This window comes from Streptomyces sp. MAI_2237, assembly GCF_054189285.1.
In genome coordinates, this window is the sequence record NZ_JAJPGQ010000003.1 from 1322337 (window position 1) to 1346690 (window position 24354).

Consider the following 24354-nt stretch of genomic DNA (forward strand, 5'->3'; position numbering starts at 1 on the left):
GGCGGCCCGCGACCTACGGTGAGAAGACGGTAGGCGTACGGTCGCGGTTGCCTCTGCGACGGTGAGAGCGCGGTAAAAAAGGCCGATCGTAGCCCAGCTCACCCGGCTGAACCGCGCCCGCCCTTGGCAAACTGGTCCCGTGCCCCAAACTGTGCTGCTCGCCGAAGACGACCGCGCCATCCGTCACGCCCTGGAACGCGCCCTGACCCTGGAGGGCTACCAGGTCACCGCGGTCGCCGACGGCGTCGAGGCGCTGGCGCAGGCCCACCGCACCCCGCCCGACGTGCTCCTCCTCGACGTGATGATGCCCGGCATCGACGGCCTCCAGGTCTGCCGGGTGCTGCGCGCCGAGGGGGACCGCACCCCCATCCTGATGCTCACCGCGCTCGTCGAGACCGCCGACCGCATCGCCGGTCTGGACGCCGGCGCCGACGACTACGTCGTCAAGCCCTTCGACGTCGAGGAGGTCTTCGCCCGGCTGCGCGCCCTGCTGCGCCGGACGGCCTCCGACAACGGCGCCGTCGTCGACGTACCGAAGGAGGTCCCGCCCGCCTCCACCGACCGGCAGATCGAGGCGGCCGGACTGCGCATGGACGTGCAGGCGCGGCGCGCCTGGCGCGGGGAGCGCGAGCTGGAGCTGACCCGCACCGAGTTCGAGCTGCTGGAACTGCTCGTCCGCAACGCCGGGATAGTCCTCGACCACTCGACGATCTACGACCGGATCTGGGGCTACGACTTCGGCCCCGGCTCGAAGAACCTCGCCGTCTACGTCGGCTACCTCCGCCGCAAGCTCGACGAGCCCGGCGCCCCGCAGCTGATCCACACGGTCCGTGGCGTGGGTTACGTGCTGCGGGAGGACTGAATGGGCCGGCTCCGGCGGCTGCTGGCCAGACGGCGGCCCGGGCTGGTCTCCCTGCGCACCACCTTCGCCGTGTCGTTCGCGACGGTCACCGCGGCCGTCACCGTGCTGGTCGGCGTGCTGTCGTACAACGCCGCCGCGCGGCTGGTCCGGGTCGACCAGGAGTCCGTGTTCGACCAGGTGGTGCAGGACCTGCGGGACGAGGTCCGCCAGCACCGGATGACGCCGGACGACTTCTCCTCCTCGGCGCCGGGCCACGACATCGTCCGTCCGGCCCGCACGGACGTGCAGGTCCTGGGGCCGGACGGGAAGATCGTCGACTCCGGGAGCCCCGGGCTGCCGGTCATCGCCAAGGACCGCAGGATCGCGGTCGCCCGCACGGCCGGGAAGATGGTCGAGCACAAGGACGTGGACGTCGACGCCGACGTCTACCGCATCGCGACCGTCGCGCTCGGCGACGGGCGGGGCGCGGTCCAGGTCGCGCAGGAGTTCAGCGACACCGAGGACCTGCTGCGGGCCCTGCAGCAGCGCACGCTGATCCTGATGGCCGCGGTCGTCACCGCCGCCGGTCTGTTCGGCTGGTGGCTCGCGCGGCGCATCACTCGCCGCCTGATCATCCTGACCTCGGCCGCGGAGGACGTCGCCCGCACCCGGCAGCTCGGCATCGAGGTACCGGTCGCGGGCTACGACGAGGTGGGCCGCCTCGGCCGCGCCTTCGACCGCATGCTGGGGCGGCTGGCCCAGTCCGAGGAGGACCAGCGCCGGCTGGTCCAGGACGCCGGCCACGAGTTGCGCACCCCCCTGACCTCGCTGCGCACCAACATCTCCCTGCTGCGCCGGATCGACGAGCTGCCGCCCGCCACCCGCGAGGAACTCGTCGCCGACCTCGGCCAGGAGGCCCGCGAACTGACCGACCTGGTCAATGAGTTGGTGGACCTGGCGGCCGGTCAGTCGGACACCGAGCCGCCGCAGCGGGTGGACCTCGCCGACATCGCCGAGGACGTCGCCGGGCTGGCCCGGCGCCGCACCGGACGCGAGATCACCGTCCGCGCGAGCGGCGACACCACGACCGACGGCCGGCCGGGCATGCTCACCCGCGCGCTGTCCAACCTCGTCGAGAACGCGGCCAAGTTCGACCGGGAGGGCAGCGGTCCCATCGAGATCGCCGTGCACGGACCCGCCCGGCCCGGCCCGGTCCGCGTGGAGGTCCTCGACCGCGGCCCGGGCGTCGCCGACCCCGACCTGATCCGCATCTTCGACCGGTTCTACCGGGCCGCCGACGCCCGGTCCCTGCCGGGTTCGGGGCTCGGGCTGTCGATCGTCCGCGAGGTGGCGATGGCCCACGGCGGGGCCCCCTTCGCCCTCCAGCGCGACGGAGGCGGCGCGGTGATCGGCTTCACCGTCGGCGGCATCCCGGCGGGCGGAGTGCGCGACGGCGGGTGAGCCGCGGAGGGCCGGTGCCGGCGGGGGCCGGTGCGGGCGGGGCCGGTGCCGGTGGAAGACTTCCCGTCCGGGACGGCGGACGTGACCGCCGAGGGGGAGGACCGGGCTTGTGAGGGACGTACGGGGTGTGCTGGGCGGGCCGCGCGGACGGCGGGTGCGGCTCGCGGCCGTGCTGGCCGGGGCCGGGGCCGTCGTCGGGGGCCTGCTCGTGGCGCGGGAGATGAACGCGCCGGACTTCGGGATCGAGGCGGCCGCCAGGGGCGGCACACCGCAGTGCGCGCGGATCGCGCGGGCGTACCCGGACGGCTTCGGCGGGCGGGGCCGGGACGGCACCTCGCTGCCCGGGGTCGGCGTATGGGGCGGCGGTGAGATCACGGCACGCTGCGGCGTCGAGCCACCCGCCCCGACGACGGACGCGTGCCTGAGCGTCGACGGCGTGGACTGGGTGTGGCGCCCGGCGAGGCCGGGCAGCACCCGCCGGGTCCTCGTCACCTACGGCCGCGATCCCGCCGTCGAGATCACGATGTCCGGCCGGTTCGCCGGGACGGACGAGGTGCTGGTGGCGATGAGCCGGGTGGTCGGACCGGTGCCGCAGCACGGCCGGTGCGTCGGCGACGAGGACGTCCCCCTGCCCGGCTGACGTCGGCGGGCGGGCTGGTGCGGGAGGGTCCATCGGCCCGGTGCGCTGTCCCCACCGGCCCATGTCCGGGCCCCCGGTGGGCGGGATGGTGAGGGGGAGACGCCGGGCAGCGGTCACGGGTGTCCGGTCCGTGGCGGTCCGGCCGCGAGAGGGTGAGTGCCGTGATGTTCTGGTACGACCACCATGTCAGCGGGTGGAGCTGGTTGACGATGTCGGTCGGCATGATCCTCTTCTGGGCCGTGCTCATCGCGCTCGGCGTCCTGCTCTTCCGCGCCCTGGCCCGGCGGGACGACTCCACGACGTCCACCGGCAACCCGCCGCGCGGACCGGGGAGGTCCACCGCCGAGCAGCTGCTCGCCGAGCGTTTCGCGCGGGGCGAGATCGACGAGGACGGGTACCGCCACCGCCTGGACGTACTGCACGGCGCGGGCGACAGCGGGCCGCGCCTCAGCAAGAGCTGAACCGGCCGGGGCGCCTACGACGGGCTGGGACGGCCGGCCGCCTCGGGGCGGGACGACCGGCGCGGGAGCCGCCGGTGTTCACCACCGGACGCGGCCGCCCGGGTCCGAAGGGACCGGCGCCGGCCTCCGGCGCGATGCCGGGGAGCCCGGTCCCGCGGCGGCTTCCCGACGGGTGTGTGCCGAACGCCGGGAGCGGGTGGCGCGGGTTCCGCGGGACGCGGTGACCGCCGGCCGGACGCGGCCTCCCCCGCCGCGGAGGGCGCGGCGGACGCGGTGCTGTCCGGCGAACCCGGAAAGAGCCAGTCCTCGAAGGCGGACAGTCCCATCACCATGCCCAGCAGGACGGCCGGGATCGCGAGCGCGAGGGCGAACACGGGCCGGTCACCTGACGCCGGCGGCGACCTCGCGGGTGCCGGGCGGCCGCCCGGCGAAGGGCTCCTCCCGGACGGGCCGTCCCGAGCCGTCGTACGCGAGCGCCTTCATGACCTGTCTCCCCACCCAGGCGGAACGGCGGCACCCGGCAGCCGGGTGCCGTCCGCGCGGTTCTTCTTCGGGTTGCCCCGGCGCGGCACGGAAAACCGAGCACTTCACGCCATCGGCGCAGTGGGGGACGCGGGACCGTATTGCGCTTCCGCGGGGCGATGCGGGCATGCTGGAGGCGTATGCCGGTGCGGGCGTGAAGGGCGGCTGCGGTGAACGATAGATCGGACAGGGACCGGGAGGTCCCGGCGCCGGGCCTGAGGATGGACGTGCTCCTGAACGAGCTGCAGGAACACGTCCAGCGGGTGCGCGACAGCCGCGACCAGATGCAGACCCTGCTGGACGCCGTCGTGGCGATCGGCAGCGATCTGGAACTCGGCGACCTGCTGCGGCGGATCGTGCAGTCCGCCGTGGAGCTGGTGGACGCCGAGTACGGCGCGCTCGGCGTACTGGGCGAGGAGGGGCGCATCCGGCAGTTCATCACCGTGGGGATGGACGACGAGACCATCGCGCGGATCGGGCACTACCCGGAGGGGCACGGCATCCTCGGCCTGCTGATCCGCGAGCCGCACTCGCTGCGGCTGGAGGAGCTCGGCGCCCACCCGGATGCCGTCGGCTTCCCGTCGGGGCACCCGCCGATGCGCACCTTCCTCGGCGCTCCCGTGCAGGTCCGGGACAAGATCTTCGGCAACCTGTACCTGACCGACAAGCGGGACGGGCGGCAGTTCGACGCCGAGGACGAGGCGGTGCTGCGCAGCCTGGCCGCCGCCGCGGGCGTGGCCATCGACAACGCCCGCCTGTACGACGAGAGCCGGCACCGCGAGCGGCAGCTGGCGGCCGGCGCCGACCTCACCCGCGCCCTGCTGTCCGGGGAGCCTCCGGCGCGGATCCTGCGGTCGCTGGCCGACACGGTGCGGGAGATGACCGGGGCGGATCTGGTGACGCTGGCCCTGCCCGTCGGGGACGGCGAGGAGCTGGCGGTGGAGACGGCCGCCGGGCGCAACGCCGAGGACGTGCTGGGCCTGTCCCTGGCGGCCACCACACTGGCGTCCAAGGTCTACGCGACCGGGCAGACCATCAGCAGCGACGGCCTCAGCGACGATCCCCGCTCCTCCGGCGGCAGCGCCTCCGTCGTGCCGCTCGGGCCCGGCTTCTTCGTTCCCGTCGGGGGCCGGGAACGGGTGCGGGGGGTGCTGCAGGTCGCCAACAGGCCCGGCGGCGGGCAGTTCAACGAGGCGGTGATGGACATGGTGAAGTCGTTCGCCGACCAGGCCGCCCTCGCCCTGGAGATCGCCGAGCACCGCCGCGACGCCGAACAGCTCGCCCTGCTCGGCGACCGCGACCGCATCGCCCGTGACCTGCACGACCTCGTCATCCAGCGATTGTTCGCCGACGCGCTCACCCTGCAGTCCGTCCTCAGCCGCGTCAGCGGCCGGCCGGAGGCCACCGAGCGGCTGCAGCGGGTCGTGGACGACCTGGACGACACCATCAAGGTCATCCGCTCGACCATCTTCGGCCTCCAGCACCGCGACCGGCCCAGCCGCCGCACCGGCCTGCGCTCCCGGCTCGCGGCACTGGCCGACGAGGCCACCACGACGCTCGGCTTCCCGCCGGCCCTGCGCATGACGGGCCTGATCGACACCGACGTGCCCGCGCGGCACGCGGACCACCTGCTGGCGGTGCTGCGCGAGGCGCTGTCCAACGCCGCGCGGCACGCCCACGCCACGGCGGTCGAGGTCACCGTCGCGGCCGGCGAGGGCACACTGCGCCTGACCGTCGCCGACAACGGACGCGGCATCGACCCGCACACCACCCGCAGCAGCGGCCTGACCAACATGCGCACCCGCGCCGAGGAACTGAACGGCAACCTCGACATCACCCCCGGCGACCCCACCGGAACCCACCTGAAGTGGACGGCCCCGCTGCCCCCGGACACCGGCCCCGCGACGGGCGGCCGCGCCTGACCGGACTTTGCCGGCGGCTCGTCCGGCGAAGTGGTCACGAAGTGATCAGAAAGGGATCGGGGGAGGGATCAGGGCCACACCAGGCAGTACGGCTGGTGCCCCGCCTCGTGCAGACGGTGGCTGAAGTCCTGCCACTCGTGCAGCAGCTGGTACACGTTGAAGGCATCGCGCGGGCCGCCCCGGTCCGGGACCGTCGACCAGATGAACGCCGCCGCGCCCACCGCCTCCTCGCCTATGCCGCGCAGGGGGTCGACCACCGTCATCGGGAGCTTGACGACCGCGTAGTCGGGGTGCAGCACGACCAGCTCCAGCGGCGGGACCTTGTGCAGGGGCACGCCTTCGATGCCCGTCAGCACCATCGCCGCCATGGTCTCCGGCTTGATCTTGGTGAACATGCCGTTCATGCCGAGCTCGTCGCCGCCGAGTTCCTCGGGGCGCATCGAGATCGGGACGCGGGCCGCGGTCGCGCCGTCCGGCGCGCCGAAGTACTTGTACGTCACCCCCACCCGACCACCATTCCTGCTCCCGGCCCGCAGGCTCTCGAGCCGGCGGTCACCGCGCCGGTCGAACTGCTCGGGCTCACTCGGTACACCCTGACTCTGACGTGTCTCGGTAGCTTCCTCCGCCTCGCGTCGGTGCCTTCCCCGCCGGGCACGTCGAGGACCCAGGTCGTCAGTCCCCTCGCCCAGTCCGCCACCGCGATGCATATCTCCACCCGACTGCTTTTCTAGGACGCGTGGCCCCCGCCGCGCAACCCGATCATCGTGTCAGTGACCTCCCCCACGGCCGCCCGCCGAAACGTGCGCTGAAACACCTGTCCGCAGGATCTTCGCAGCCTCTGAACACGCCTGCGTACATGCATACGTACGAGAAGGCCGTTCGAGCTGTGTGTATCAGCACCCAGTTTCGCAGATCGACGCGGGGCGCCACTGTTTCCCCGGTCAGCAGCGCCCTCCCTGCCGTCCGTACCCGCTGGCCTACCCTGAGGAGGTCACAGGCAACCGGAGCCGACGTGAGTGGTCCCGAGCAGTCCCGAGAAGGTCGGAGAAGTCGCTGGTCATGAGCGAACTGCCATATTCCTACGAAGCCCCCGTGTCGCAGGCGCTGTTCGACCGCGCGTCCGCCGTCACGCCCGGCGGCGTGAACTCCCCGGTGCGCGCCTTCCGCGCCGTGGGCGGTACGCCCCGGTTCATGGTGTCCGGTGCGGGCCCGTATCTGACGGACGCGGACGGGCGGGAGTACGTCGATCTCGTCTGCTCCTGGGGCCCGATGATCCTCGGGCACTCCCACCCCGAGGTGATCGCCGCCGTCCAGGACGCCGTCTCGCGCGGTACCTCCTTCGGCACTCCCGGTGAGGGCGAGGTCGCGCTCGCCGAGGAGATCGTCGCCCGGGTGGAGCCCGTCGAGCAGGTCCGGCTCGTCAGCAGCGGCACCGAGGCGACCATGAGCGCCATCCGGCTCGCCCGCGGTTTCACCCGGCGCAGCAAGGTGATCAAGTTCGCCGGCTGCTACCACGGCCACGTCGACTCGCTCCTCGCCGCGGCGGGCAGCGGGGTGGCGACCTTCGCGCTTCCCGACACGCCCGGTGTGACCGGGGCCCAGGCCGGCGACACGATCGTCCTGCCGTACAACGACCTGGAGGCCGTCAACGAGGCCTTCCACCGGCACCCGGGCGAGATCGCCTGCGTCATCACCGAGGCCTCGCCGGGCAACATGGGCGTCGTACCGCCCCGCCCCGGCTTCAACCAGGGCCTGAAGGACGCCTGTTCCGAGAACGGCGCCCTGTTCATCTCCGACGAGGTCATGACCGGGTTCCGCACCAGCCGGGCGGGCTGGTTCGGGATCGACGGGGTGCGGCCCGACCTGATGACCTTCGGCAAGGTCATGGGCGGCGGCTTCCCGGCCGCGGCCTTCGGCGGCCGCGCCGACGTCATGGAGCACCTCGCGCCCGCCGGGCCCGTCTACCAGGCCGGCACGCTCTCCGGGAACCCGGTCGCCACCGCCGCCGGTCTCGCCCAGTTGCGCCTCCTCGACGACGCGGCCTACGCCAAGGTCGACTCGGTGTCGGAGACGATCCAGGGGCTGGTCACGGAGGCGCTGAGCAAGGAGGGCGTCGCGCACCGGCTGCAGAACGCCTCCAACATGTTCTCCGTCTTCTTCGCGGACCGTGACGTGCGTGACTACGAGGACGCCAAGCGGCAGGAGTCCTTCCGCTTCACCGCGTTCTTCCACTCGATGCTGGCGCAGGGCGTCTACCTGCCGCCCTCGTCCTTCGAGTCCTGGTTCGTGTCCACGGCCCACGACGAGCAGGCCGTACAGCGCATCGCCGACGCCCTCCCGGCGGCGGCCCGAGCGGCGGCGGAGGCCACGGCGGCATGAGCGAGCAGACGAACAACAAGGACATCACCGTCGTCCACGTCGTCCGGCACGGCGAGGTGGAGAACCCGGACGGCATCCTCTACGGCCGGCTCGCCGGGTACCACCTGTCCGAGCTGGGGCGGCAGATGGCCGACCGGGTCGCCGAGCACCTGGCCCCCCGTGACATCACCTACGTCTGCGCCTCCCCGCTGGAGCGGGCGCAGGAGACCGCGACGCCGGTCGCCAAGGCGCACGGTCTCGACCTCGCGACCGACGAGCGGCTCATCGAGGCCGACAACGTCTTCCAGGGCAAGTCCTTCGGCGTCGGGGACGGCGCGCTCAGGAAGCCGGCCAACTGGAAGTACCTGACCAACCCGTTCCGGCCGTCGTGGGGCGAGCCGTACGTCGACATCGTCGTACGGATGATGCAGGCGCTGGAGTCCGCCAAGGAGCAGGCCCGGGGGCACGAGGCCGTCCTCGTCAGCCACCAGCTGCCGATCTGGACGGTGCGGTCGTACGTCGAGCGGCGGCGGCTGTGGCACGACCCGCGCAAGCGGCAGTGCACGCTGGCCTCGCTGACGAGCTTCACGTACCAGGGCGACAAGATCGTGTCCGTGGGCTACAGCGAGCCCGCCATCGACCTCGTCCCGGCCCACCTGCGCGCCGGCGCGAAGCCGGTCCAGGGGAAGAGCAAGGCCTTCGGGGCCTAGGGGGAGGCCCCGCCAAAAGACATGGACACGTTTGTTCGATCTTGGGTAGCGTCTCCGGCGACCATCGCCGGAGCCCTGCTCCAGGGCCCCGGTCCCGGCCGCCTGACCGACCATCAGGCGGACAGAAGGGGGAACGTCCATGAAGACGAGGAAACTGGCGTCGCTCGCGATGACGCCGCTGGTGCTGACCGGCGTCGCCGTCGCCGTGCCGATCGTGGGTGCGACCGCCGCGAGCGCGGCGCCGAGCCAGTGCCAGGTGGGCCGGCCCACCGGTGACGACAACTCGGGGTTCGTCGTCTGCCATGCCGGCTCCGGCCAGGTGCGCGTCAAGCTGACGTGCGAGGACGGCGTCACGGGCAAGAACGTGTACTCGTACGGTCCGTGGGTGGGCGTCGGCAAGAAGTCGCAGACGTCCTGCGGCGCCCCGCAGCGGTACATCCTGAAGCTGGTCGACTACCAGACCCGCTGAACCGGGGGGCGGGTGGTGGCGTGTTCACCGTCCGCCCCGCGCTGTCTTCACGACCTCTCACCGCGCCCATGACAGGTTCGTGACATTTGTGACGAGATCGGTGTGGGCGAGGGGAACCTCTTCGTTCGCCATGTCCTCTGAATGGGTGACCACCGGAGTACTTGACGAATCGGGGATGGAATGCGCGCTCTCACTCGCAGGGGGATGCTCGGTCTCGGCGCGGGCGCCGCGGCCGCCGCCGGACTCACGGGCTGCGGCTCCCTCACACCGTCAGAGGGGTCGAAGCACGCCTCCGGTTCCAAGGACGGCGGCAAGCCCGGCACCACGTCCCACCCGGCCCGGCCCCTCGGCGACGGCTCGACCTCCTTCACCGGCAAGCAGCCCCATCAGCCGAAGAAGCCCGAGCCGCTGGAGCCCGGCCAGATTCCGCCCCAGTTCGTCATCTTCTCCTGGGACGGCGCCGGCGAGGTCGGCAACGGCCTCTTCCCGCGCTTCCTCGACCTCGCCAAGGAGCACGGCGCCTCCATGACCTTCTTCCTCTCCGGGCTGTATCTGCTGCCCGAGTCGAAGAAGCGCCTGTACAACCCGCCGAACAACCCGCGCGGCGCCTCCGACATCGGCTACCTCACCGACGAGCACGTCAAGGCGACGCTGACCAACGTCCGCCGCGCCTGGCTCGAAGGGCACGAGATCGGCACCCACTTCAACGGCCACTTCTGCTCCGGTCACGGCACCGTCGGCAACTGGACGCCCGCCCAGTGGCGCAGCGAGATCCAGCAGGCCAAGTCCTTCGTGAAGGAGTGGCGGACCAACACCGGCTGGAGCGACCTGCCCTCCCTGCCCTTCGACTACGAGAAGGAACTCGTCGGCGGCCGCACCCCCTGTCTGCTCGGCCAGAACAACCTGCTGCCCACCGCCAAGGAGCTCGGCTGGCGATACGACGCCTCCTCGCCCGGTGGCCGCCAGGTCTGGCCCGACAAGAAGCTGGGCATCTGGGACCTGCCGCTGCAGCAGATCCCGTTCCCGGGCCGCTCCTTCGAGGTCCTGTCGATGGACTACAACATGCTGGCCAACCAGTCGATCAACTCCACCCAGGCGCCCGCCTACAACTACCCGGCCTGGCGCACCCAGTCCACGAACGCCTATATCTCGGGCTTCAAGCGGGCATACGAGACCAACCGGGCACCCTTCTTCGTCGGCAACCACTTCGAGCACTGGAACGGCGGCATCTACATGGACGCCGTCGAGGCGGCGTTCAAGCACATCGCCCGGGAGAAGGAGAAGGGCGCGGACGTACGGCTCGTCTCCTTCCGGCAGTTCGTCGACTGGATGGACGTACAGAAGCCGGAGGTGCTGGCCAAGCTGCGCACGCTCGACGTCGGACAGCGGCCGGCCGGGGGCTGGAAGACGTTTTTGCAGGAGACCTCCACCGCGTCCGCCACCCCCACCGGAAAAGCTGCCTGACCTGCGGATTCCGGCACCCCGTGGACCCGCGAGGGGGGTGCGCAAGATCCCCGGAACGGACATGCGAAACTTTTCACATGAGTGCCTCCAGTCGCACCCCTCTGCGCTCGAACCGAAGCCGTGCCACGCTGCTCGCCGCGACGGCCGCGGCCGCCGCCCTCGCGCTGTCCGCATGCAGCTCGGGCGGCACCTCGGGCGGCGGCGGTGACACCAACTTCGTCATGGGCAAGAACGGCATCTCCACCGTCGCCGCGGGAAAGCGGGTCGCGGCCCCGGACCTTTCCGGCAAGACGGTCGACGGCGGCCAGGTCGACGTGGCCACGTTCAAGGGCAAGGTCGTCGTCCTGAACGTATGGGGCTCTTGGTGTCCGCCCTGCCGGGCGGAGGCACCGGGCTTCGCGAAGATCTCCAAGGAGCTGCAGAGCAAGGGCGTGCAGTTCGTCGGCATCAACACCCGGGACAGCAACACCGGGAAGGCCGCCGCCTTCGAGAAGCAGTACGGCATCACCTATCCCAACCTGTACGACCCGACGGGCAAGCTGATGCTCCGCTTCAAGAAGGGCACGCTGAACCCGCAGGCCATTCCCTCCACCCTCGTCCTGGACCGCCAGGGCAGGATCGCCGCCCGTTCACTGACGGGGCTCAGCGAGGACAAGCTGCGCGGCATGATCGACACCGTGCTCGCGGAGAAGTGACGTGACCTCAGTCACCACGCTCGCCGCGGCGACGGACCCGAACCAGACGGTGCTCAACGGCGCCCTGCTGCTCGCGCTGCCCGTCGCGCTCCTCGGCGGCCTCGTCTCCTTCTTCTCGCCGTGCGTCCTGCCGCTGGTCCCCGGCTACCTGTCCTACGTCACCGGGGTCGCCGGCACCGACCTGGCGGAGGCCCGCCGGGGGCGGATGGTGGCCGGCGCCTCCCTCTTCGTCCTCGGCTTCACCGCCGTCTTCGTCTCCAGCGGCGCCCTGTTCGGCTACTTCGGCACCACCCTCCAGGACAACAAGGGCGTCCTGGCCAAGGTGCTGGGCGTGCTGATGATCCTCATGGGCGTCTTCTTCATGGGCCTGATGCCCTGGATGACCCAGCGGGAGTTCCGCTTCCACAACCGGCCCACCACCGGACTGGTCGGCGCCCCGCTCCTCGGCGCGCTGTTCGGCATCGGCTGGACGCCCTGCATCGGCCCGACCCTCGCCTCCGTACTGGCGCTCTCCTCGAACCAGGCCAGCGCCGGCCGCGGCGCCGTCCTGACCGTCGCCTACTGCCTCGGCCTCGGCGTGCCGTTCGTGCTCGCCGCGGTCGCCTTCCGCAAGGCGCTCGGCGCCTTCGGCTGGGTCAAGCGCCACTATGTCTGGGTGATGCGGATCGGCGGCACGATGATGATCGTGACCGGTCTGCTGCTCGTCACCGGCGTCTGGGACACCCTCGTACAGGACATGCAGTCCTGGTCGGCCGGCTTCACCGTGGGGATCTGATCGATGAGCAAGACCGAAACCGGTACGCCCCCCGAGCGGGCCGACGACGACCTCGGCGCGGCCGGCTCCCAGCTGTCCACCGCCCCCACGGAGGAGCTGCCCAACCTGCCCTCCCTGGGCGTTCTCGGCTGGGTCCGCTGGTTCTGGCGGCAGCTGACCTCGATGCGGGTCGCCCTGCTGCTGCTCCTGCTGCTCTCCCTCGGCGCGATCCCCGGCTCGCTCATCCCGCAGTCCGGGACCGACGTCACCAAGGTCGACACCTTCCGCAAGACGCACACGACACTCGGGCCGATCTACGACAAGCTCGGCCTCTTCCACGTCTACAGCTCGGTGTGGTTCTCCGCGATCTACATCCTGCTGTTCGTCTCGCTCATCGGCTGCATCATCCCCCGCACCTGGCAGTTCGTCGGCCAGCTGCGCGGCCGGCCGCCGGGCGCCCCCAAGCGGCTGACCCGGCTGCCCGCCTACACCACCTGGCGCACCGGGGCCGAGCCGGAGCAGGTCCGTGAGGCCGCGCTCGCCCTGCTCAAGAAGCGCCGCTTCCGGGCGCACATCGCCGGGGACGCCGTCGCCGCCGAGAAGGGCTATCTGCGCGAGACCGGCAACCTCGCCTTCCACATCGCGCTCATCGTGATGCTGACCGCCTTCGCCTGGGGCCAGTTGTACAAGTCCGAGGGCAACAAGCTGGTCGTCGAGGGCGACGGCTTCTCCAACACGATGACGCAGTACGACGACTTCAAGTCCGGCAGCCTCTTCACCGCCGACGACCTGGTGCCGTTCAGCTTCAACCTGGACAAGTTCACCGGCACCTACGAGACCAGCGGACCCAACCGGGGCACCGCGCGCACCTTCCAGGCCGCCGTCACCTACAGCAAGGGCGCCTACGGCAAGGGCAGGAAGGACCTCGTCAAGGTCAACGAGCCGTTGGAGATCGGCGACGCCAAGGTCTACCTCACCGCCCACGGCTACGCCCCCGTCATCACCGTCCGCGACGGCAAGGGCAACGTCGTCTACCGCGACGCCGTGCCTCTCCTCCCGCTGGACTCCAACGTCACCTCCACCGGCGTGGTCAAGGTCCTCGACGGCTACAAGAACGCCAAGGGCGTCGGCGAGCAGATGGGCATCTCCGCCTTCCTGCTGCCGACGTACACCAAGGGCAGCGAGACGGCCTCCACCTTCCCCGGGCTGCTCAACCCGGTGCTCAACCTGGCCCCGTACCACGGCGACCTCGGGGTCGACTCCGGCATCCCGCAGAGCGTGTACCAGCTCGACAAGGCCCATGTGAAGCCGTACAAGGACGCCAAGGGCCAACAGCTCAGGGACAACCTGAAGCCCGGCCAGACCATGAAGCTGCCCGACGGCGCCGGCTCCATCACCTACGAGGGCACCAAGGAGTGGGCGAACTTCCAGATCGTCCAGCAGCCCGGCACCGGCTGGGCCCTCGCCGGGTCCCTCGTCGCCATCTTCGGCCTCGCCGGCTCCCTGTTCATCCAGCGCCGCCGCGTCTGGGTGCGTGCGGTGGCCGGTCCCGACGGCGTGACGGTCGTCGAGATGGCCGGCCTCGGCCGCAGCGAGTCCGCCAAGGTCCCCGAGGAGCTCGCCGACCTCGCCGAAACCCTCTACGACCGGGCGCCGGGCGCGCCCGAGCCCGACGAGGACCCCACCGACCCAGACGCCACCACCACCCCCGATCCCAGCGTCGTACCTGCCGAAGGGGCTGAGAAGAAGTGATTCTCTCCGCCGGAACCGAGTTGGCCATCGCGACCAACGAACACCTCGCGAACATCAGCAACACGCTGATCTACTCCGCGATGGCCGTCTACACCCTGGCCTTCTTCGCCTACATCGCCGAATGGCTCTTCGGCAGCCGCAGCAAGGTGGCCCGCACGGCCAGCGCGCTCACGAACGGCACACAGAAGGCCAAGGGCGCCCCGGCCGTCACCGTCAAGAAGGCCGGCGGGACCGCCGTACTGGAGCGGCCCAAGGTCGTCGTGCGGTCCTCCACCGGATCGCGGGACGTGCCCGACGGGCCCGGGGCGCACGGCGGGGACGCGCAGGGCGACCTCTACGGGCGCATCGCGATCTCCCTCACCGTGCTCGCCTTCCTGATCCACTTCGTCGGCGTGGTCGCCCGCGCGGCCTCGGTGGAGCGGGCGCCGTGGGGCAACATGTACGAGTTCAACATCACCTTCTCCACCGTCGCGGTCGCCGTGTACCTCACGCTGCTGGCGCTGAAGAAGAACGTGCGCTGGCTCGGCCTGTTCCTGGTCACCACGGTCCTGCTCGACCTCGGCATCGCCGTCACGGTCCTGTACACCGCCAGCGACCAGCTGGTCCCCGCCCTGCACTCGTACTGGCTGTACATCCACGTCTCCACGGCCATCCTGTGCGGCGCGGTCTTCTACGTCGGCGCGGCCGGCACCCTGCTCTACCTGTTCAAGGACTCCTACGAGACCAAGCTGGAGAACGGCGGCACGCCCGGTCGCTTCGCCACCTCGTTCCTGGAGCGCCTGCCCGCCTCCTCGTCCCTGGACAAGTTCTCCTACCGCCTGAACGCGGCCGTCTTCCCGCTGTGGACGTTCACGATCATCGCGGGCGCCATCTGGGCCGAGTCGGCCTGGGGCCGCTACTGGGGCTGGGACCCCAAGGAGACCTGGGCGTTCATCACCTGGGTCGCCTACGCCTGCTACCTGCACGCCCGCGCCACGGCAGGCTGGAAGGGCCGCAAGGCCGCCTACCTGGCCCTGATCGCCTTCGGCTGCTGGCTGTTCAACTACTACGGCGTCAACATCTTCGTCTCGGGCAAGCACTCCTACGCGGGCGTGTAGCAGGACGAGGGGAGAAGCTGGTCAGCCGACCGTGATCGAGTCCAGCTTCTCCCGCAGGTACACGTGCGAGTCGACCGGCTCGTACGCCACCCGCCCCACCGGCGCCGGCACGGACTCCACGCGCGTGCCCGGGGTGCACTCGCCGAAGTAGACGAGGGACATCAGCTCCTCGGCCGGCACGTCGGCGGGCGGCGGCAGCACCCGGTGTCGGCCCGAACGCCACCGGTCGCCGGTCCAGCGGGCCATCAGGTCGCCGATGTTGATGGTGAAGGCGTCCGGGTCGAAAGGCGCGTCCTCCCAGCCGCCGTCGTCGGTGTACACCTGAAGGCCGCCCTTGCCCGCCTGCCGGTCCAGGATCGTCACCGTCCCGAAGTCGGTGTGCGGGCCGATGCGGAACTGGCCCGGCTGCGGCTCGCCGACGACGTCCGTCCCCGGGTACCAGTTGATGTTGAACCCGTACGTGGGGTGGTCCATGTGCCGGGAGAAGAAGTCCGGTTCCAGGCCGAGCGCCTCACCGAGGAGGGACAGCAGCCGCTTCTCCAGGGAGGCCATCTCCTCCAGGTACTCCTCGCACAGTGTCCGCAGCTCCGGCACCTCGGCCGGCCACACGTTGGGCGCGTACCACTCGGCGTCGACGACCGGGTCCTCGAAGGGCTCGTGGGTCGCGAAGGTCAGGGACTCCTTCAGGTCCGGCGGGGTCTCGGTGCCCTCCGCATGGCCGTTGGCCTCGGCGCCCGGCCCGAGCCAGCCCCGGCCGCCGACCTTCGCCTCGTAGGGCTGCTTCACGTCGACGGGCAGGGTGAAGAAGGACCGGGCCGCCCGCCGGATCCGCGAGCGCAGGGCCGGGTCCACCCCGTGCCCGGTGACCAGCAGGAACCCGGCGGTCTGCAGGGCCTCGTCGACGGTGCGGGCGAGGGCGGCGCGGGCGGCCTCGTCCCCCTCCAGCCAGGGCCGCAGGTCGATGGTCGGGATGCGCGGGGCAGGGGCGTCACTCACCGATGTCCTCATTCCACAGAGCCGGGTTGTCCTTGATGAAGGCGCGCATCATCGCGACGCACTCGGGGTCCTCGAGCAGCACGATCTCCACGCCGTGCTCGGCCAGCCAGTCGTGCCCGCCGTGGAAGGTCGCCGCCTCGCCGACGATCACCCGGGAGATGCCGAACTGGCGGACCAGACCGGAGCAGTACCAGCAGGGGGAGAGGGTGGTCACCATCGTCGTGCCGCGATACGACCGCTGCCGTCCCGCCGCCCGGAACGCCGCCGTCTCCGCGTGCGTCGAGGGGTCGTCGTCCTGGACGCGCCGGTTGTGGCCGCGGCCGAGGAGCGTGCCGTCGGCGCCGTAGAGCGCGGCGCCGATCGGGATGCCGCCCTCGGCGAGCCCGGCGCGGGGCCTCCGCGACGGCGGTGGTGAGCCAGGTGCGTGCCTGTGCCTGATCCATGCGTCCCACTCTCCTGTGGCCGAAACACGAGGGCAACGTGCGGAAAGTACTCTCCCGGCAACCCGCCGCCGGACGAACTGTCCACGCCCAGGTGGTGCCCGTGGCCGCCCTCACCCTCCGCGAAGTGCTGGACCTCGACCCCGTACGGGCCGCCGAACCCGAACTCCTCGCCGGCCACGCGGCCTTGGACCGTCCCGTCCGCTGGGTCCATTCCAGCGAGGTCTACGAGGGCGCCGACTTCCTCGACGGCGGCGAACTGCTGCTGACCAACGGCTTCGGGCTGACCGACGCCGACGACGAGGTCCGCCGCCGTTACGTCCGGGAACTGGCCGCGCGCGGTGCCGCGGGGCTGGCGGTGGAGGTCGGCCGGGCCCTGCCGCACATGCCGGGCGAGGTCGTCGACGAGGCCCACCGCCTGGGGCTGCCGCTGCCGGCCCTGCACCGGGTCGTGCCCTTCGTCCGGATCACGGAGGCCGCCAACCGGGCGATCGTGGCGCGCGGCCTGTCGGGCCGTGCCGTGGTGCGGCCCTGGGGCGACGACCACACGGCGGCCCTGCCGGCCGACCTCGCCGACCGGGCGGCCCCCGCGAACCAGCCGACGCCCGCGATCAGGCCGTTGGCCGCGGACGGCAGGATGTTGCCCAGGTAGCCGAAGGAGAACCGGCCGATCACCGTCTGCGGCACCCCGAAACGCGAGCCGTCCAGGGACAGCGGGCCTTGGGTGACCGCGCCGACCGCGGTGCCGAGGACGATGGCGGCGGTCGCCGCCCAGAAGCTCAGGCCGAAGAAGAGGACCGAGATCACGCCGATGTAGACGGTGGCGAACTCGATGTCGGGGGAGGCCCAGGTCCACAGCAGCCGCAGCGGGAGCCATGGCGTTCGGCGTCGGGGATGGGCTCGGAGCCCGCCGTCTCGACGGCGATGACCTTGTCACCGTACGCGGGGGCGAGGGTGCCGGCGGAGTCGGCGGGAACTGTCGTCATGCGAGCCAAGTGTCCGGTTCCGGCCGGTCCCGGCACAGGGGCGCGATGTCCGTATCGCAGAGCCCGCCGACGTACATCCTGTAGGCCGGGGTCAGTCCCCCCGGGGCTCCTCGCCCCGCTCCCGCCGGCGCAGTTCCTCCTCGCGGCGGCGCAGGTCCGCCTCCCAGTCCTTCAGCAGCGCCTCGTCCTTCTTGTTCTCCTCCTTGAGGGACTTCAGGAACTCGGGGTTGTCGTCCGGCGCCACCCACTGCGCCGCCGTGCCGCGGTGCCACTCCGACGGCGTGGAGCCGCCGGCCGGGGCGGCCCGGTGCTTGCCGGCGACCAGCCAGGCGATCGGTCCGACCAGCACCTCGCCGAACAGCAGGATGATGATGACCCAGACCACCTTGGGCAGTCCCCGCACCTGCTCCTCGGGGGTGTTCAGGCAGTCGATGAAGGCGTAGATCCACAGCGCCAGGACCAGCAGGAACGGCAGATACCTGAACATGGTGGTGCGATCCCCCAGAAGACGGTGACGGGCGCTGTGCGGCCCCGGTGACGGGGTCAGGGTAGCGGGTGTCAGATACTGGGACGCATGGCTTACGACGATCTTCGCTCCCTGCTCAGGGCCCTGGAACGCGAGGGCGACCTCAAGCGCGTCAAGGCCGAGGTCGACCCGTATCTGGAGGTCGGGGAGATCGTCGACCGGGTGCAGAAGTCGGGCGGGCCGGCGCTGCTCTTCGAGAACGTGAAGGGCTCCGACATGCCCCTCGCGATGAACGTCTTCGGCACCGACCGGCGGCTGCTCAAGGCCCTCGGCCTGAAGTCGTACGCGGAGATCTCCGACAAGATCGGCGGACTGCTGCGGCCGGAGCTGCCGCACGGCTTCGTCGGCGTCCGCGAGGCCTTCGGCAAGCTCGGCGCGATGACCCACGTACCGCCGAAGAAGGTCAAGTCCGACCACGCGCCGGTCCAGGAGGTCGTGCTGACCGGGGACGACGTCGACCTCGACCGGCTGCCGGCGCTGTTCACCTGGCCGCAGGACGGCGGCTCCTTCTTCAACCTCGGTCTGACGCACACCAAGGACCCCGAGTCCGGTGTCCGCAACCTCGGCCTGTACCGCCTCCAGCGCCACGACCGGCGCACCATCGGCATGCACTGGCAGATCCACAAGGACAGCCGCAACCACTACCAGGTGGCCGCGCGGCGGGGCGAGCGGCTGCCGGTCGCGATCGCCTTCGGCTGCCCGCCGGCCGTCACGTACGCCTCCACGGCCCCGCTGCCCGGCGACATCGACGAGTACATGTTCGCCGGGTTCGTCGCCGGCAAGCGGATCGAGATGGTCGACTGCAAGACCGTGCCGCTGCAGGTGCCCGCGCAGGCGGAGGTCGTCCTGGAGGGCTGGCTGGAGCCCGGCGAGATGCTCCCCGAAGGCCCCTTCGGCGACCACACCGGCTTCTACACCCCGCAGGAGCCCTTCCCCGCGCTGAAGATCGACTGCGTGACGATGCGGAAGCGCCCGCTGCTGCAGTCGATCGTCGTGGGCCGCCCCCCGACGGAGGACGGACCGCTGGGCCGGGCCACGGAGCGGTTCTTCCTCCCGCTGCTGAAGATCATCGTGCCGGACATCGTGGACTACCACCTGCCCGAGGCCGGCGGCTTCCACAACTGCGCGATCGTCTCGATCGACAAGAAGTACCCGAAGCACGCCCAGAAGGTCATGCACGCCGTCTGGGGCGCCCACATGATGTCGCTGACCAAGCTGATCGTGGTCGTCGACTCCGACTGCGACGTCCACGACCTGCACGAGGTCGCCTGGCGGGCCCTGGGCAACACCGACTACTCCCGCGACCTCACCGTCGTCGAGGGACCGGTCGATCACCTCGACCACGCCTCCTACCAGCAGTTCTGGGGCGGCAAGGCGGGCATCGACGCGACGCGGAAGTGGTCCGAGGAGGGCTACACCCGCGACGGCGGCTGGCCCGAGATGGTCCTGTCCGACCCCGAGACGGCGGCCAAGGTCGACCGCCGCTGGAAGGAGTACGGCCTGTGAGCAGCGCCTCCGCCGCGATCCCGCAGCCAGGACGCACCAAGGCGTTCCTGCGGCTGGTGATGATCGAGCACTCGGTCTTCGCCCTGCCCTTCGCCTACATCGCCGCGCTGACCGCGATGTTCGAGTGGGACCGCAACATCCACTGGGGCCGGCTGCTCCTGGTCACCGTCTGCATGGTGGGTCTGCGCACCTTCGCGATGGCCGTGAACCGGATCATCGACCGGGAGATCGACGCCCGTAACCCGCGCACGGCCCGGCGCGAGCTGGTCACCGGCGCGATGTCGGTGAAGCACGCCTGGACCGGCGCGCTGATCGCGGTCGTCGTCTTCCTGGGCTCGGCGGCCCTGCTCAACCCGCTGTGCCTCGCGCTGGCGCCGGTGGCGGTCGTGCCCATGGTCGTCTACCCCTACGGCAAGCGGTTCACGAACTTCCCGCAGGCCATCCTGGGCCTCGCCCAGGCCATGGGCCCGATCGGCGGCTGGCTCGCGATCAGCGGCGAGTGGAACTGGCACGCGGTGATCCTCGGCCTCGCCGTCGGCATCTGGATCGGCGGCTTCGACCTGATCTACGCCTGCCAGGACGTCGAGACCGACCGGGAGATCGGCGTGATGTCGGTCCCGGCCCGCTTCGGCATCCCGGCGGCCATCCGGGGCGCGCGGGTGTGCCACGCGCTGACCATGGCCCTGCTCGTCTGGTACGCCGTGGTGACGGACGCGGGCGGCTTCTTCTGGGTGGGCCTGATGATCGTCGCGAGCGCCTTCGTCTACGAGCACTCCATCGTGCGCCCGCATGACCTGTCCCGCCTGAACAGGGCGTTCTTCAGCGTCAACGGCTTCATCGGCATCGCCCTGTTCGTGTGCGCGCTGCTCGACCTGCTGGTGCGCGGGCTGACCGTCTGAGCCGGGCCCCCGAGGCCGCGCTCAGGCGCGTATCGCGGGAGCCGGGGACCGGCGGCGGAACCAGAACGCCGTCGCCACCCCGGTCGCCAGGCCGATCAGGTGGGCCTGCCAGCTCACCCCCGTCTGCATCGGTGACAGCCCCAGCAGGATCGAGGTGCCCCAGACGGCGCCCACCAGCAGGCCGACCACCACGCCCAGCGGGCGCCGCTCCACGAAGCCGCTGACCAGGAGGAAGCCGAAGAGGCCGAAGATCAGGCCGGAGGCGCCCGCGGTGTTGGTGTGCGCCGGGGCGACGAGCCACACACCCAGACCGTCGGCCACGATGATGACCAGGCACAGCGCCGCGAACCGGCGCAGGCCGCCCAGCGCCGCGAGGAAGCCCATGACCAGCAGCGGCACGCTGTTGGCGGCCACATGGGCGAAGCCGAAGTGGATGAACGCGGCCGGGACGACGTCGACCAGCTCGGAGGCGCGGCGGGGCACGATGCCGAGTCCGTCGAGCGCGTGGCCGCTGACGACGTCGACCACTTCCAGCAGCCACAACAGGGCGACCCAGCCCACCATCAGCTTCGCCGCGGCCGTCACCCGGTCCCGGCGCGACCACTCCAGCTCCGAACCCGACATGGCATCCCCCACTCGTCCGCCCGTCACTGTGATGAACGGTCCGGCCCCCTCGGCCGGTTCCCACCCCGCGACGCCAGCTAGGCTCGGTGTCGTGAACCCAGCCAAGCCAGGAGAGACGCCGCGTACACCTTGGATCGTAGGGGTGTCCGGCGCTTCGGGCACGCCTTATGCCGCGTCGGTGCTGCGCGCACTAATCGACGCCGGCGAGAGCGTGGACCTGGTCGTCAGCCGGGCCTCGCGGCTCACCCTGCTGGACGAGACGGGCATCTCCTTCAGGGACGCGCACTGGCGCGAGGACCTGCGGGAATGGCTCGGCCGGGGCGCCGACGGAAAGCCCGGCGCCTTCGCGCCGGACGTCAGCGGGGTGCGGTACTGGCCCGCCGGGGACCTGGGCGCGGGCCCGTCCTCGGGGTCGTACCCGAACAAGGGCATGCTGATCGTGCCCGCCTCGACGGCCTGCGTGGCCGGTGTCGCGCTCGGGCTGTCCAAGGACCTGTTGCAGCGGGCGGCGAGCGTCACCCTCAAGGAGCGCCGTCCGCTGGTCGTGGCCGTACGGGAGACCCCCTTGAACGGCCAGACGCTGCGGCATCTCGTCGCGCTCGACGACGCGGGCGCCAGCGTGGTGCCCGCCTCGCCCGGCTTCTACGCGGGCGCCACCCACATCCAGGACCTGGTGGACTTCGTCGCCGGGCGGGTGCTGGACGCGGCGGGCGTGGCACACCGGCTGTACCGGCGCTGGAACGGCGAACTGGGCGGCGCGAACGCCGACCGGTAGGGGGCGGGCCGCGGAGGCCCGGTCCCCTCTCATCACTTCGAACTCTTCAGCGGAAGGCATCGAATCGCATGGACGCGGTGGACAGGCAGCTCATCCAGGCCCTGAGGGAGAACGGCCGGGCCTCCTACGCGGAGCTGGGGCGCCTCGTCGGTCTGTCGGGGCCCAGCGTCACCGACCGCATCAACCGGCTGGAGGCGGCCGGGGTCATCACCGGCTACCGCGCCACCGTCGACGCCGCCTCGCTCGGCCTCGGCGTCATCGCGCTGATCGGCATCTCGCTCTCCGACGCGGCCGACCACGAGGACGTGGCCATGCGGCTGAAGGACCTGTCCGAGATCGAGGACTGCTGGTTCATCGCGGGCGACGACTCCTACATGCTCAAGGTGCGGGCGACCGACGTCGACGGACTGGAGAAGATCATCCGGAGGCTGTCGGGGACGAAGGGCGTCTCCCGGACCCGGACCACGATCGTGCTCTCCACCAAGTGGGAGAACCGGGTCGGAGAACTGCCCGAAGAGGTCTAGGGATACCGTTGGTCGGGCTGTCGGAGAAAGGTGTTTGCCATGGACGTCGGGCTCAAGCGCGAGCTGGAGCAGAAGGTCAGGGCCGGTGAGCGGCTGACCCGCGAGGACGGCATCGCGCTGTACGAGTCGGACGACCTGGCGTGGCTGGGCGGCCTCGCCCACGAGGTGCGCACGCGCAAGAACGGCGACGTCGTCCACTTCAACGTCAACCGTCACCTCAACATGACCAACGTGTGCACCGCCTCGTGTGCCTACTGCTCGTTCCAGCGCAAGCCGGGCGAGAAGGACGCGTACACGATGCGCATCGAGGAGGCCGTCAAGCTCGCCAAGGCCATGGAGAGCGACAACCTCACCGAGCTGCACATCGTCAACGGCCTGCACCCCAACCTGCCGTGGCGCTACTACCCGCGCTCGCTGCGGGAGCTGAAGGCCGCGCTGCCGAACGTGTCGCTGAAGGCCTTCACGGCCACGGAGATCCACCACTTCGAGACGATCTCCGGGCTGAGCGCGAGCGAGATCCTCGACGAACTGATCGACGCCGGCCTGGAGTCCCTGACCGGCGGCGGCGCCGAGATCTTCGACTGGGAGGTCCGGCAGCACATCGTGGACCACCGCACCCACTGGGAGGACTGGTCCCGCATCCACCGGCTCGCGCACGAGAAGGGTCTGAAGACCCCGTGCACCATGCTCTACGGCCACATCGAGGAACCGCGCCACCGCGTGGACCACGTGCTGCGCCTGCGTGAGCTGCAGGACGAGACCGGCGGCTTCCAGGTCTTCATCCCGCTGCGCTACCAGCACGACTTCGTGGACATGCAGGACGGCAAGATCCGCAACCGGCTGCAGGCGCGGACGCAGATGGCGACGGGTGCGGAGGCACTGAAGACCTTCGCCGTCTCGCGGCTGCTGTTCGACAACGTGCCGCACGTGAAGGTCTTCTGGGTCATGCACGGCGTGCAGACCGCGCAGCTGGCGCTGCAGCACGGTGCGGACGACATGGACGGCTCGGTCGTCGAGTACAAGATCACGCACGACGCGGACAACTACGGCACGCCGAACAAGCTGACCCGTGAGGATCTGCTGGACCTGATCCGGGACGCCGGCTTCCGGCCGGTGGAGCGGAACACGCGGTACGAGATCATCCGGGAGTACGACGGTCCCGACCCGGCGCGGAGGGAAGCGCCGCAGCCGATGCGGGTCTGACTCCGTCGGGGGCGGGTGCGGGTGAGCGGGGGCTTGTCGCGCAGTTCCCCGCGCCCCTGAGGGGGGTACCCGCACCGTATGGCTGACAAGGCCCCCGAGGATGCGTACACCGCAGAGCCCTTCGTTCCTGAGCGGGGTGGGCTGCCGGCCCTCAGGCGTGCCGCCGCGGAGTGCCGGGGCTGCCCCTTGCACCGCGACGCCACCCAGACCGTCTTCGGCGAGGGCGACGCACCCGCGCGCGTGATGCTCGTGGGGGAGCAGCCCGGGGATCAGGAGGACCGGCAGGGGAGGCCCTTCGTGGGGCCCGCCGGGAAGCTTCTGGACCGGGCGCTCGCCGAGGCCGGGATCGATCCGGCCGAGGCGTACGTCACCAACGCCGTGAAGCACTTCAAGTTCACCCGGGCCGAGCCCCGCAGACGGCGCATCCACAAGGCGCCGTCCCTGCGCGAGATGACGGCGTGCGGGCCGTGGCTCGCGGCCGAGCTGGCCGTCGTCGAGCCGGAGCTGATCGTGGTCCTGGGCGCCACCGCGGGCAAGGCGCTGCTCGGCTCGTCGTTCCGGGTCACTCAGGTGCGCGGGACGGTGCTGGAGGAGGAGATTCACGGGCGCAGGGAGCGGCTGGTGCCCACGGTTCATCCGTCGTCCGTGTTGCGCGCGGACGACCGGGAGTCGGCCTACAGCGGGTTCCTGTCCGATCTGACAGTGGCGGCACGCGTCCTGGCGTAAGGG

24 protein-coding genes and 2 pseudogenes are annotated in these 24354 nt (G+C 71.1%); 20 read left to right on the forward strand and 6 right to left on the reverse strand.

What is annotated here, in order from left to right; translation table 11 throughout:
- The first annotated feature begins 151 nt into the window (after positions 1-151).
- The 5 genes from LN251_RS16445 to LN251_RS16465 all read left to right on the forward strand — a co-directional run bounded on the left by LN251_RS16445 (position 152) and on the right by LN251_RS16465 (position 5847).
- Positions 152-862, forward strand: a complete 711-nt coding sequence (locus LN251_RS16445; protein ID WP_383673380.1) for a response regulator transcription factor — start codon at positions 152-154, stop codon at positions 860-862.
- Complete coding sequence (locus LN251_RS16450; protein ID WP_458245079.1) at positions 863-2302, forward strand: ATP-binding protein; 1440 nt, start codon at positions 863-865, stop codon at positions 2300-2302.
- A 109-nt stretch (positions 2303-2411) separates the two neighbouring features.
- Positions 2412-2942, forward strand: a complete 531-nt coding sequence (locus LN251_RS16455) for a DUF3515 family protein (protein ID WP_458245080.1) — start codon at positions 2412-2414, stop codon at positions 2940-2942.
- Between the two features lie 164 nt (positions 2943-3106).
- On the forward strand, positions 3107-3403 hold the full coding sequence (locus LN251_RS16460) for an SHOCT domain-containing protein (RefSeq protein ID WP_458245081.1): 297 nt from the start codon (positions 3107-3109) through the stop codon (positions 3401-3403).
- 743 nt (positions 3404-4146) lie between these two features.
- A complete protein-coding gene (locus tag LN251_RS16465) occupies positions 4147-5847 on the forward strand; it encodes a sensor histidine kinase (RefSeq protein WP_458246733.1) in 1701 nt (566 codons plus the stop codon).
- A 68-nt stretch (positions 5848-5915) separates the two neighbouring features.
- Here the strand turns inward: LN251_RS16465 and LN251_RS16470 are convergent, their stop codons facing one another.
- The gene (locus tag LN251_RS16470) at positions 5916-6554 is read right to left on the reverse strand and encodes a hypothetical protein (protein WP_458245082.1); all 639 of its coding nucleotides are present in this window, start codon (positions 6552-6554) and stop codon (positions 5916-5918) included.
- Between the two features lie 352 nt (positions 6555-6906).
- On the opposite strand from LN251_RS16470, the gene hemL reads away from it, so the two are divergent.
- The 8 genes from hemL (at position 6907) to ccsB (ending at position 15146) form a co-directional block, all read left to right on the forward strand.
- Entirely contained in the window at positions 6907-8226 is a 1320-nt protein-coding gene (gene hemL / locus LN251_RS16475; RefSeq protein WP_458245083.1) for a glutamate-1-semialdehyde 2,1-aminomutase, read from the forward strand.
- Complete coding sequence (locus LN251_RS16480; RefSeq protein ID WP_458245084.1) at positions 8223-8915, forward strand: histidine phosphatase family protein; 693 nt, start codon at positions 8223-8225, stop codon at positions 8913-8915. Before hemL ends, LN251_RS16480 begins: the two co-directional genes overlap by 4 nt.
- Before the next feature lie 139 nt (positions 8916-9054).
- Positions 9055-9384, forward strand: a complete 330-nt coding sequence (locus tag LN251_RS16485; RefSeq protein WP_458245085.1) for a hypothetical protein — start codon at positions 9055-9057, stop codon at positions 9382-9384.
- A gap of 180 nt (positions 9385-9564) precedes the next feature.
- Positions 9565-10848: a hypothetical protein gene (locus LN251_RS16490; RefSeq protein ID WP_458245086.1), complete on the forward strand. Its 1284-nt coding sequence runs from the start codon at positions 9565-9567 to the stop codon at positions 10846-10848.
- 77 nt (positions 10849-10925) lie between these two features.
- On the forward strand, positions 10926-11543 hold the full coding sequence (locus tag LN251_RS16495) for a TlpA family protein disulfide reductase (protein ID WP_458245087.1): 618 nt from the start codon (positions 10926-10928) through the stop codon (positions 11541-11543).
- A 1-nt stretch (position 11544) separates the two neighbouring features.
- Positions 11545-12318, forward strand: coding sequence for a cytochrome c biogenesis CcdA family protein (locus LN251_RS16500; RefSeq protein ID WP_058923910.1), 774 nt, complete (start codon positions 11545-11547; stop codon positions 12316-12318).
- Positions 12319-12321: 3 nt separating this feature from the next.
- Positions 12322-14049, forward strand: a complete 1728-nt coding sequence (gene resB / locus LN251_RS16505; RefSeq protein ID WP_458245088.1) for a cytochrome c biogenesis protein ResB — start codon at positions 12322-12324, stop codon at positions 14047-14049.
- The gene (ccsB, locus tag LN251_RS16510) at positions 14046-15146 is read left to right on the forward strand and encodes a c-type cytochrome biogenesis protein CcsB (protein ID WP_458245089.1); all 1101 of its coding nucleotides are present in this window, start codon (positions 14046-14048) and stop codon (positions 15144-15146) included. The genes resB and ccsB overlap by 4 nt, the downstream gene beginning before the upstream one ends.
- Positions 15147-15167: 21 nt before the next feature.
- Here the strand turns inward: ccsB and LN251_RS16515 are convergent, their stop codons facing one another.
- Positions 15168-16142 carry an isopenicillin N synthase family dioxygenase gene (locus LN251_RS16515; protein WP_458245090.1) on the reverse strand — a complete coding sequence of 325 codons (975 nt, stop codon included), beginning with the start codon at positions 16140-16142 and terminating at the stop codon, positions 15168-15170.
- Positions 16135-16585: pseudogene (locus LN251_RS16520) on the reverse strand (nucleoside deaminase). Before LN251_RS16520 ends, LN251_RS16515 begins: the two are co-directional and overlap by 8 nt.
- On the opposite strand from LN251_RS16520, the gene LN251_RS16525 reads away from it, so the two are divergent.
- Positions 16584-17234, forward strand: coding sequence for a PucR family transcriptional regulator ligand-binding domain-containing protein (locus tag LN251_RS16525; RefSeq protein ID WP_458245091.1), 651 nt, complete (start codon positions 16584-16586; stop codon positions 17232-17234). The pseudogene LN251_RS16520 and the gene LN251_RS16525 overlap by 2 nt on opposite strands.
- Here LN251_RS16525 and LN251_RS16530 read toward each other — a convergent pair.
- Together LN251_RS16530 and LN251_RS16535 are read right to left on the reverse strand one after the other, a co-directional pair.
- Positions 17144-17568 (reverse strand): annotated as a pseudogene (locus LN251_RS16530) (cytosine permease); the annotation flags it as partial. The gene LN251_RS16525 and the pseudogene LN251_RS16530 overlap by 91 nt on opposite strands.
- Positions 17569-17659: 91 nt before the next feature.
- Positions 17660-18055, reverse strand: a complete 396-nt coding sequence (locus LN251_RS16535) for a PLD nuclease N-terminal domain-containing protein (protein ID WP_458245092.1) — start codon at positions 18053-18055, stop codon at positions 17660-17662.
- Positions 18056-18142: 87 nt separating this feature from the next.
- Between LN251_RS16535 and LN251_RS16540 the strand changes: the two genes are divergently transcribed.
- Positions 18143-19600: a menaquinone biosynthesis decarboxylase gene (locus tag LN251_RS16540; RefSeq protein WP_458245093.1), complete on the forward strand. Its 1458-nt coding sequence runs from the start codon at positions 18143-18145 to the stop codon at positions 19598-19600.
- Positions 19597-20499: a menaquinone biosynthesis prenyltransferase MqnP gene (mqnP, locus tag LN251_RS16545; RefSeq protein ID WP_458245094.1), complete on the forward strand. Its 903-nt coding sequence runs from the start codon at positions 19597-19599 to the stop codon at positions 20497-20499. The genes LN251_RS16540 and mqnP overlap by 4 nt, the downstream gene beginning before the upstream one ends.
- Positions 20500-20520: 21 nt before the next feature.
- Here mqnP and LN251_RS16550 read toward each other — a convergent pair whose 3' ends face one another.
- The gene (locus LN251_RS16550; RefSeq protein WP_458245095.1) at positions 20521-21123 is read right to left on the reverse strand and encodes a rhomboid family intramembrane serine protease; all 603 of its coding nucleotides are present in this window, start codon (positions 21121-21123) and stop codon (positions 20521-20523) included.
- Positions 21124-21214: 91 nt separating this feature from the next.
- Here LN251_RS16550 and LN251_RS16555 point away from each other — a divergent pair, with 91 nt between their 5' ends.
- The 4 genes from LN251_RS16555 (at position 21215) to LN251_RS16570 (ending at position 24351) form a co-directional block, all read left to right on the forward strand.
- A complete protein-coding gene (locus LN251_RS16555) occupies positions 21215-21898 on the forward strand; it encodes a UbiX family flavin prenyltransferase (protein WP_458245096.1) in 684 nt (227 codons plus the stop codon).
- Positions 21899-21966: 68 nt separating this feature from the next.
- Complete coding sequence (locus tag LN251_RS16560) at positions 21967-22422, forward strand: Lrp/AsnC family transcriptional regulator (protein WP_399895079.1); 456 nt, start codon at positions 21967-21969, stop codon at positions 22420-22422.
- 39 nt (positions 22423-22461) lie between these two features.
- Complete coding sequence (gene mqnE / locus LN251_RS16565) at positions 22462-23625, forward strand: aminofutalosine synthase MqnE (protein WP_458245097.1); 1164 nt, start codon at positions 22462-22464, stop codon at positions 23623-23625.
- A gap of 78 nt (positions 23626-23703) precedes the next feature.
- A complete protein-coding gene (locus LN251_RS16570; RefSeq protein ID WP_458245098.1) occupies positions 23704-24351 on the forward strand; it encodes a UdgX family uracil-DNA binding protein in 648 nt (215 codons plus the stop codon).
- Positions 24352-24354 lie beyond the last annotated feature (3 nt).

Coding starts and splice junctions, on each gene's coding strand:
- LN251_RS16470 (WP_458245082.1), bottom strand. CDS start 6,554: ATGCATCGCGGTGGCGGACTGGGCGAGGGGACTGACGACCTGGGTCCT.
- LN251_RS16480 (WP_458245084.1), top strand. CDS start 8,223: ATGAGCGAGCAGACGAACAACAAGGACATCACCGTCGTCCACGTCGTC.
- LN251_RS16560 (WP_399895079.1), top strand. CDS start 21,967: ATGGACGCGGTGGACAGGCAGCTCATCCAGGCCCTGAGGGAGAACGGC.
- hemL (WP_458245083.1), top strand. CDS start 6,907: ATGAGCGAACTGCCATATTCCTACGAAGCCCCCGTGTCGCAGGCGCTG.
- resB (WP_458245088.1), top strand. CDS start 12,322: ATGAGCAAGACCGAAACCGGTACGCCCCCCGAGCGGGCCGACGACGAC.
- LN251_RS16450 (WP_458245079.1), top strand. CDS start 863: ATGGGCCGGCTCCGGCGGCTGCTGGCCAGACGGCGGCCCGGGCTGGTC.
- LN251_RS16525 (WP_458245091.1), top strand. CDS start 16,584: ATGCGTCCCACTCTCCTGTGGCCGAAACACGAGGGCAACGTGCGGAAA.
- LN251_RS16495 (WP_458245087.1), top strand. CDS start 10,926: ATGAGTGCCTCCAGTCGCACCCCTCTGCGCTCGAACCGAAGCCGTGCC.
- LN251_RS16535 (WP_458245092.1), bottom strand. CDS start 18,055: ATGTTCAGGTATCTGCCGTTCCTGCTGGTCCTGGCGCTGTGGATCTAC.
- LN251_RS16490 (WP_458245086.1), top strand. CDS start 9,565: ATGCGCGCTCTCACTCGCAGGGGGATGCTCGGTCTCGGCGCGGGCGCC.
- mqnE (WP_458245097.1), top strand. CDS start 22,462: ATGGACGTCGGGCTCAAGCGCGAGCTGGAGCAGAAGGTCAGGGCCGGT.
- LN251_RS16550 (WP_458245095.1), bottom strand. CDS start 21,123: ATGTCGGGTTCGGAGCTGGAGTGGTCGCGCCGGGACCGGGTGACGGCC.
- LN251_RS16485 (WP_458245085.1), top strand. CDS start 9,055: ATGAAGACGAGGAAACTGGCGTCGCTCGCGATGACGCCGCTGGTGCTG.
- LN251_RS16460 (WP_458245081.1), top strand. CDS start 3,107: ATGTTCTGGTACGACCACCATGTCAGCGGGTGGAGCTGGTTGACGATG.
- LN251_RS16570 (WP_458245098.1), top strand. CDS start 23,704: ATGGCTGACAAGGCCCCCGAGGATGCGTACACCGCAGAGCCCTTCGTT.
- LN251_RS16540 (WP_458245093.1), top strand. CDS start 18,143: ATGGCTTACGACGATCTTCGCTCCCTGCTCAGGGCCCTGGAACGCGAG.
- LN251_RS16465 (WP_458246733.1), top strand. CDS start 4,147: ATGGACGTGCTCCTGAACGAGCTGCAGGAACACGTCCAGCGGGTGCGC.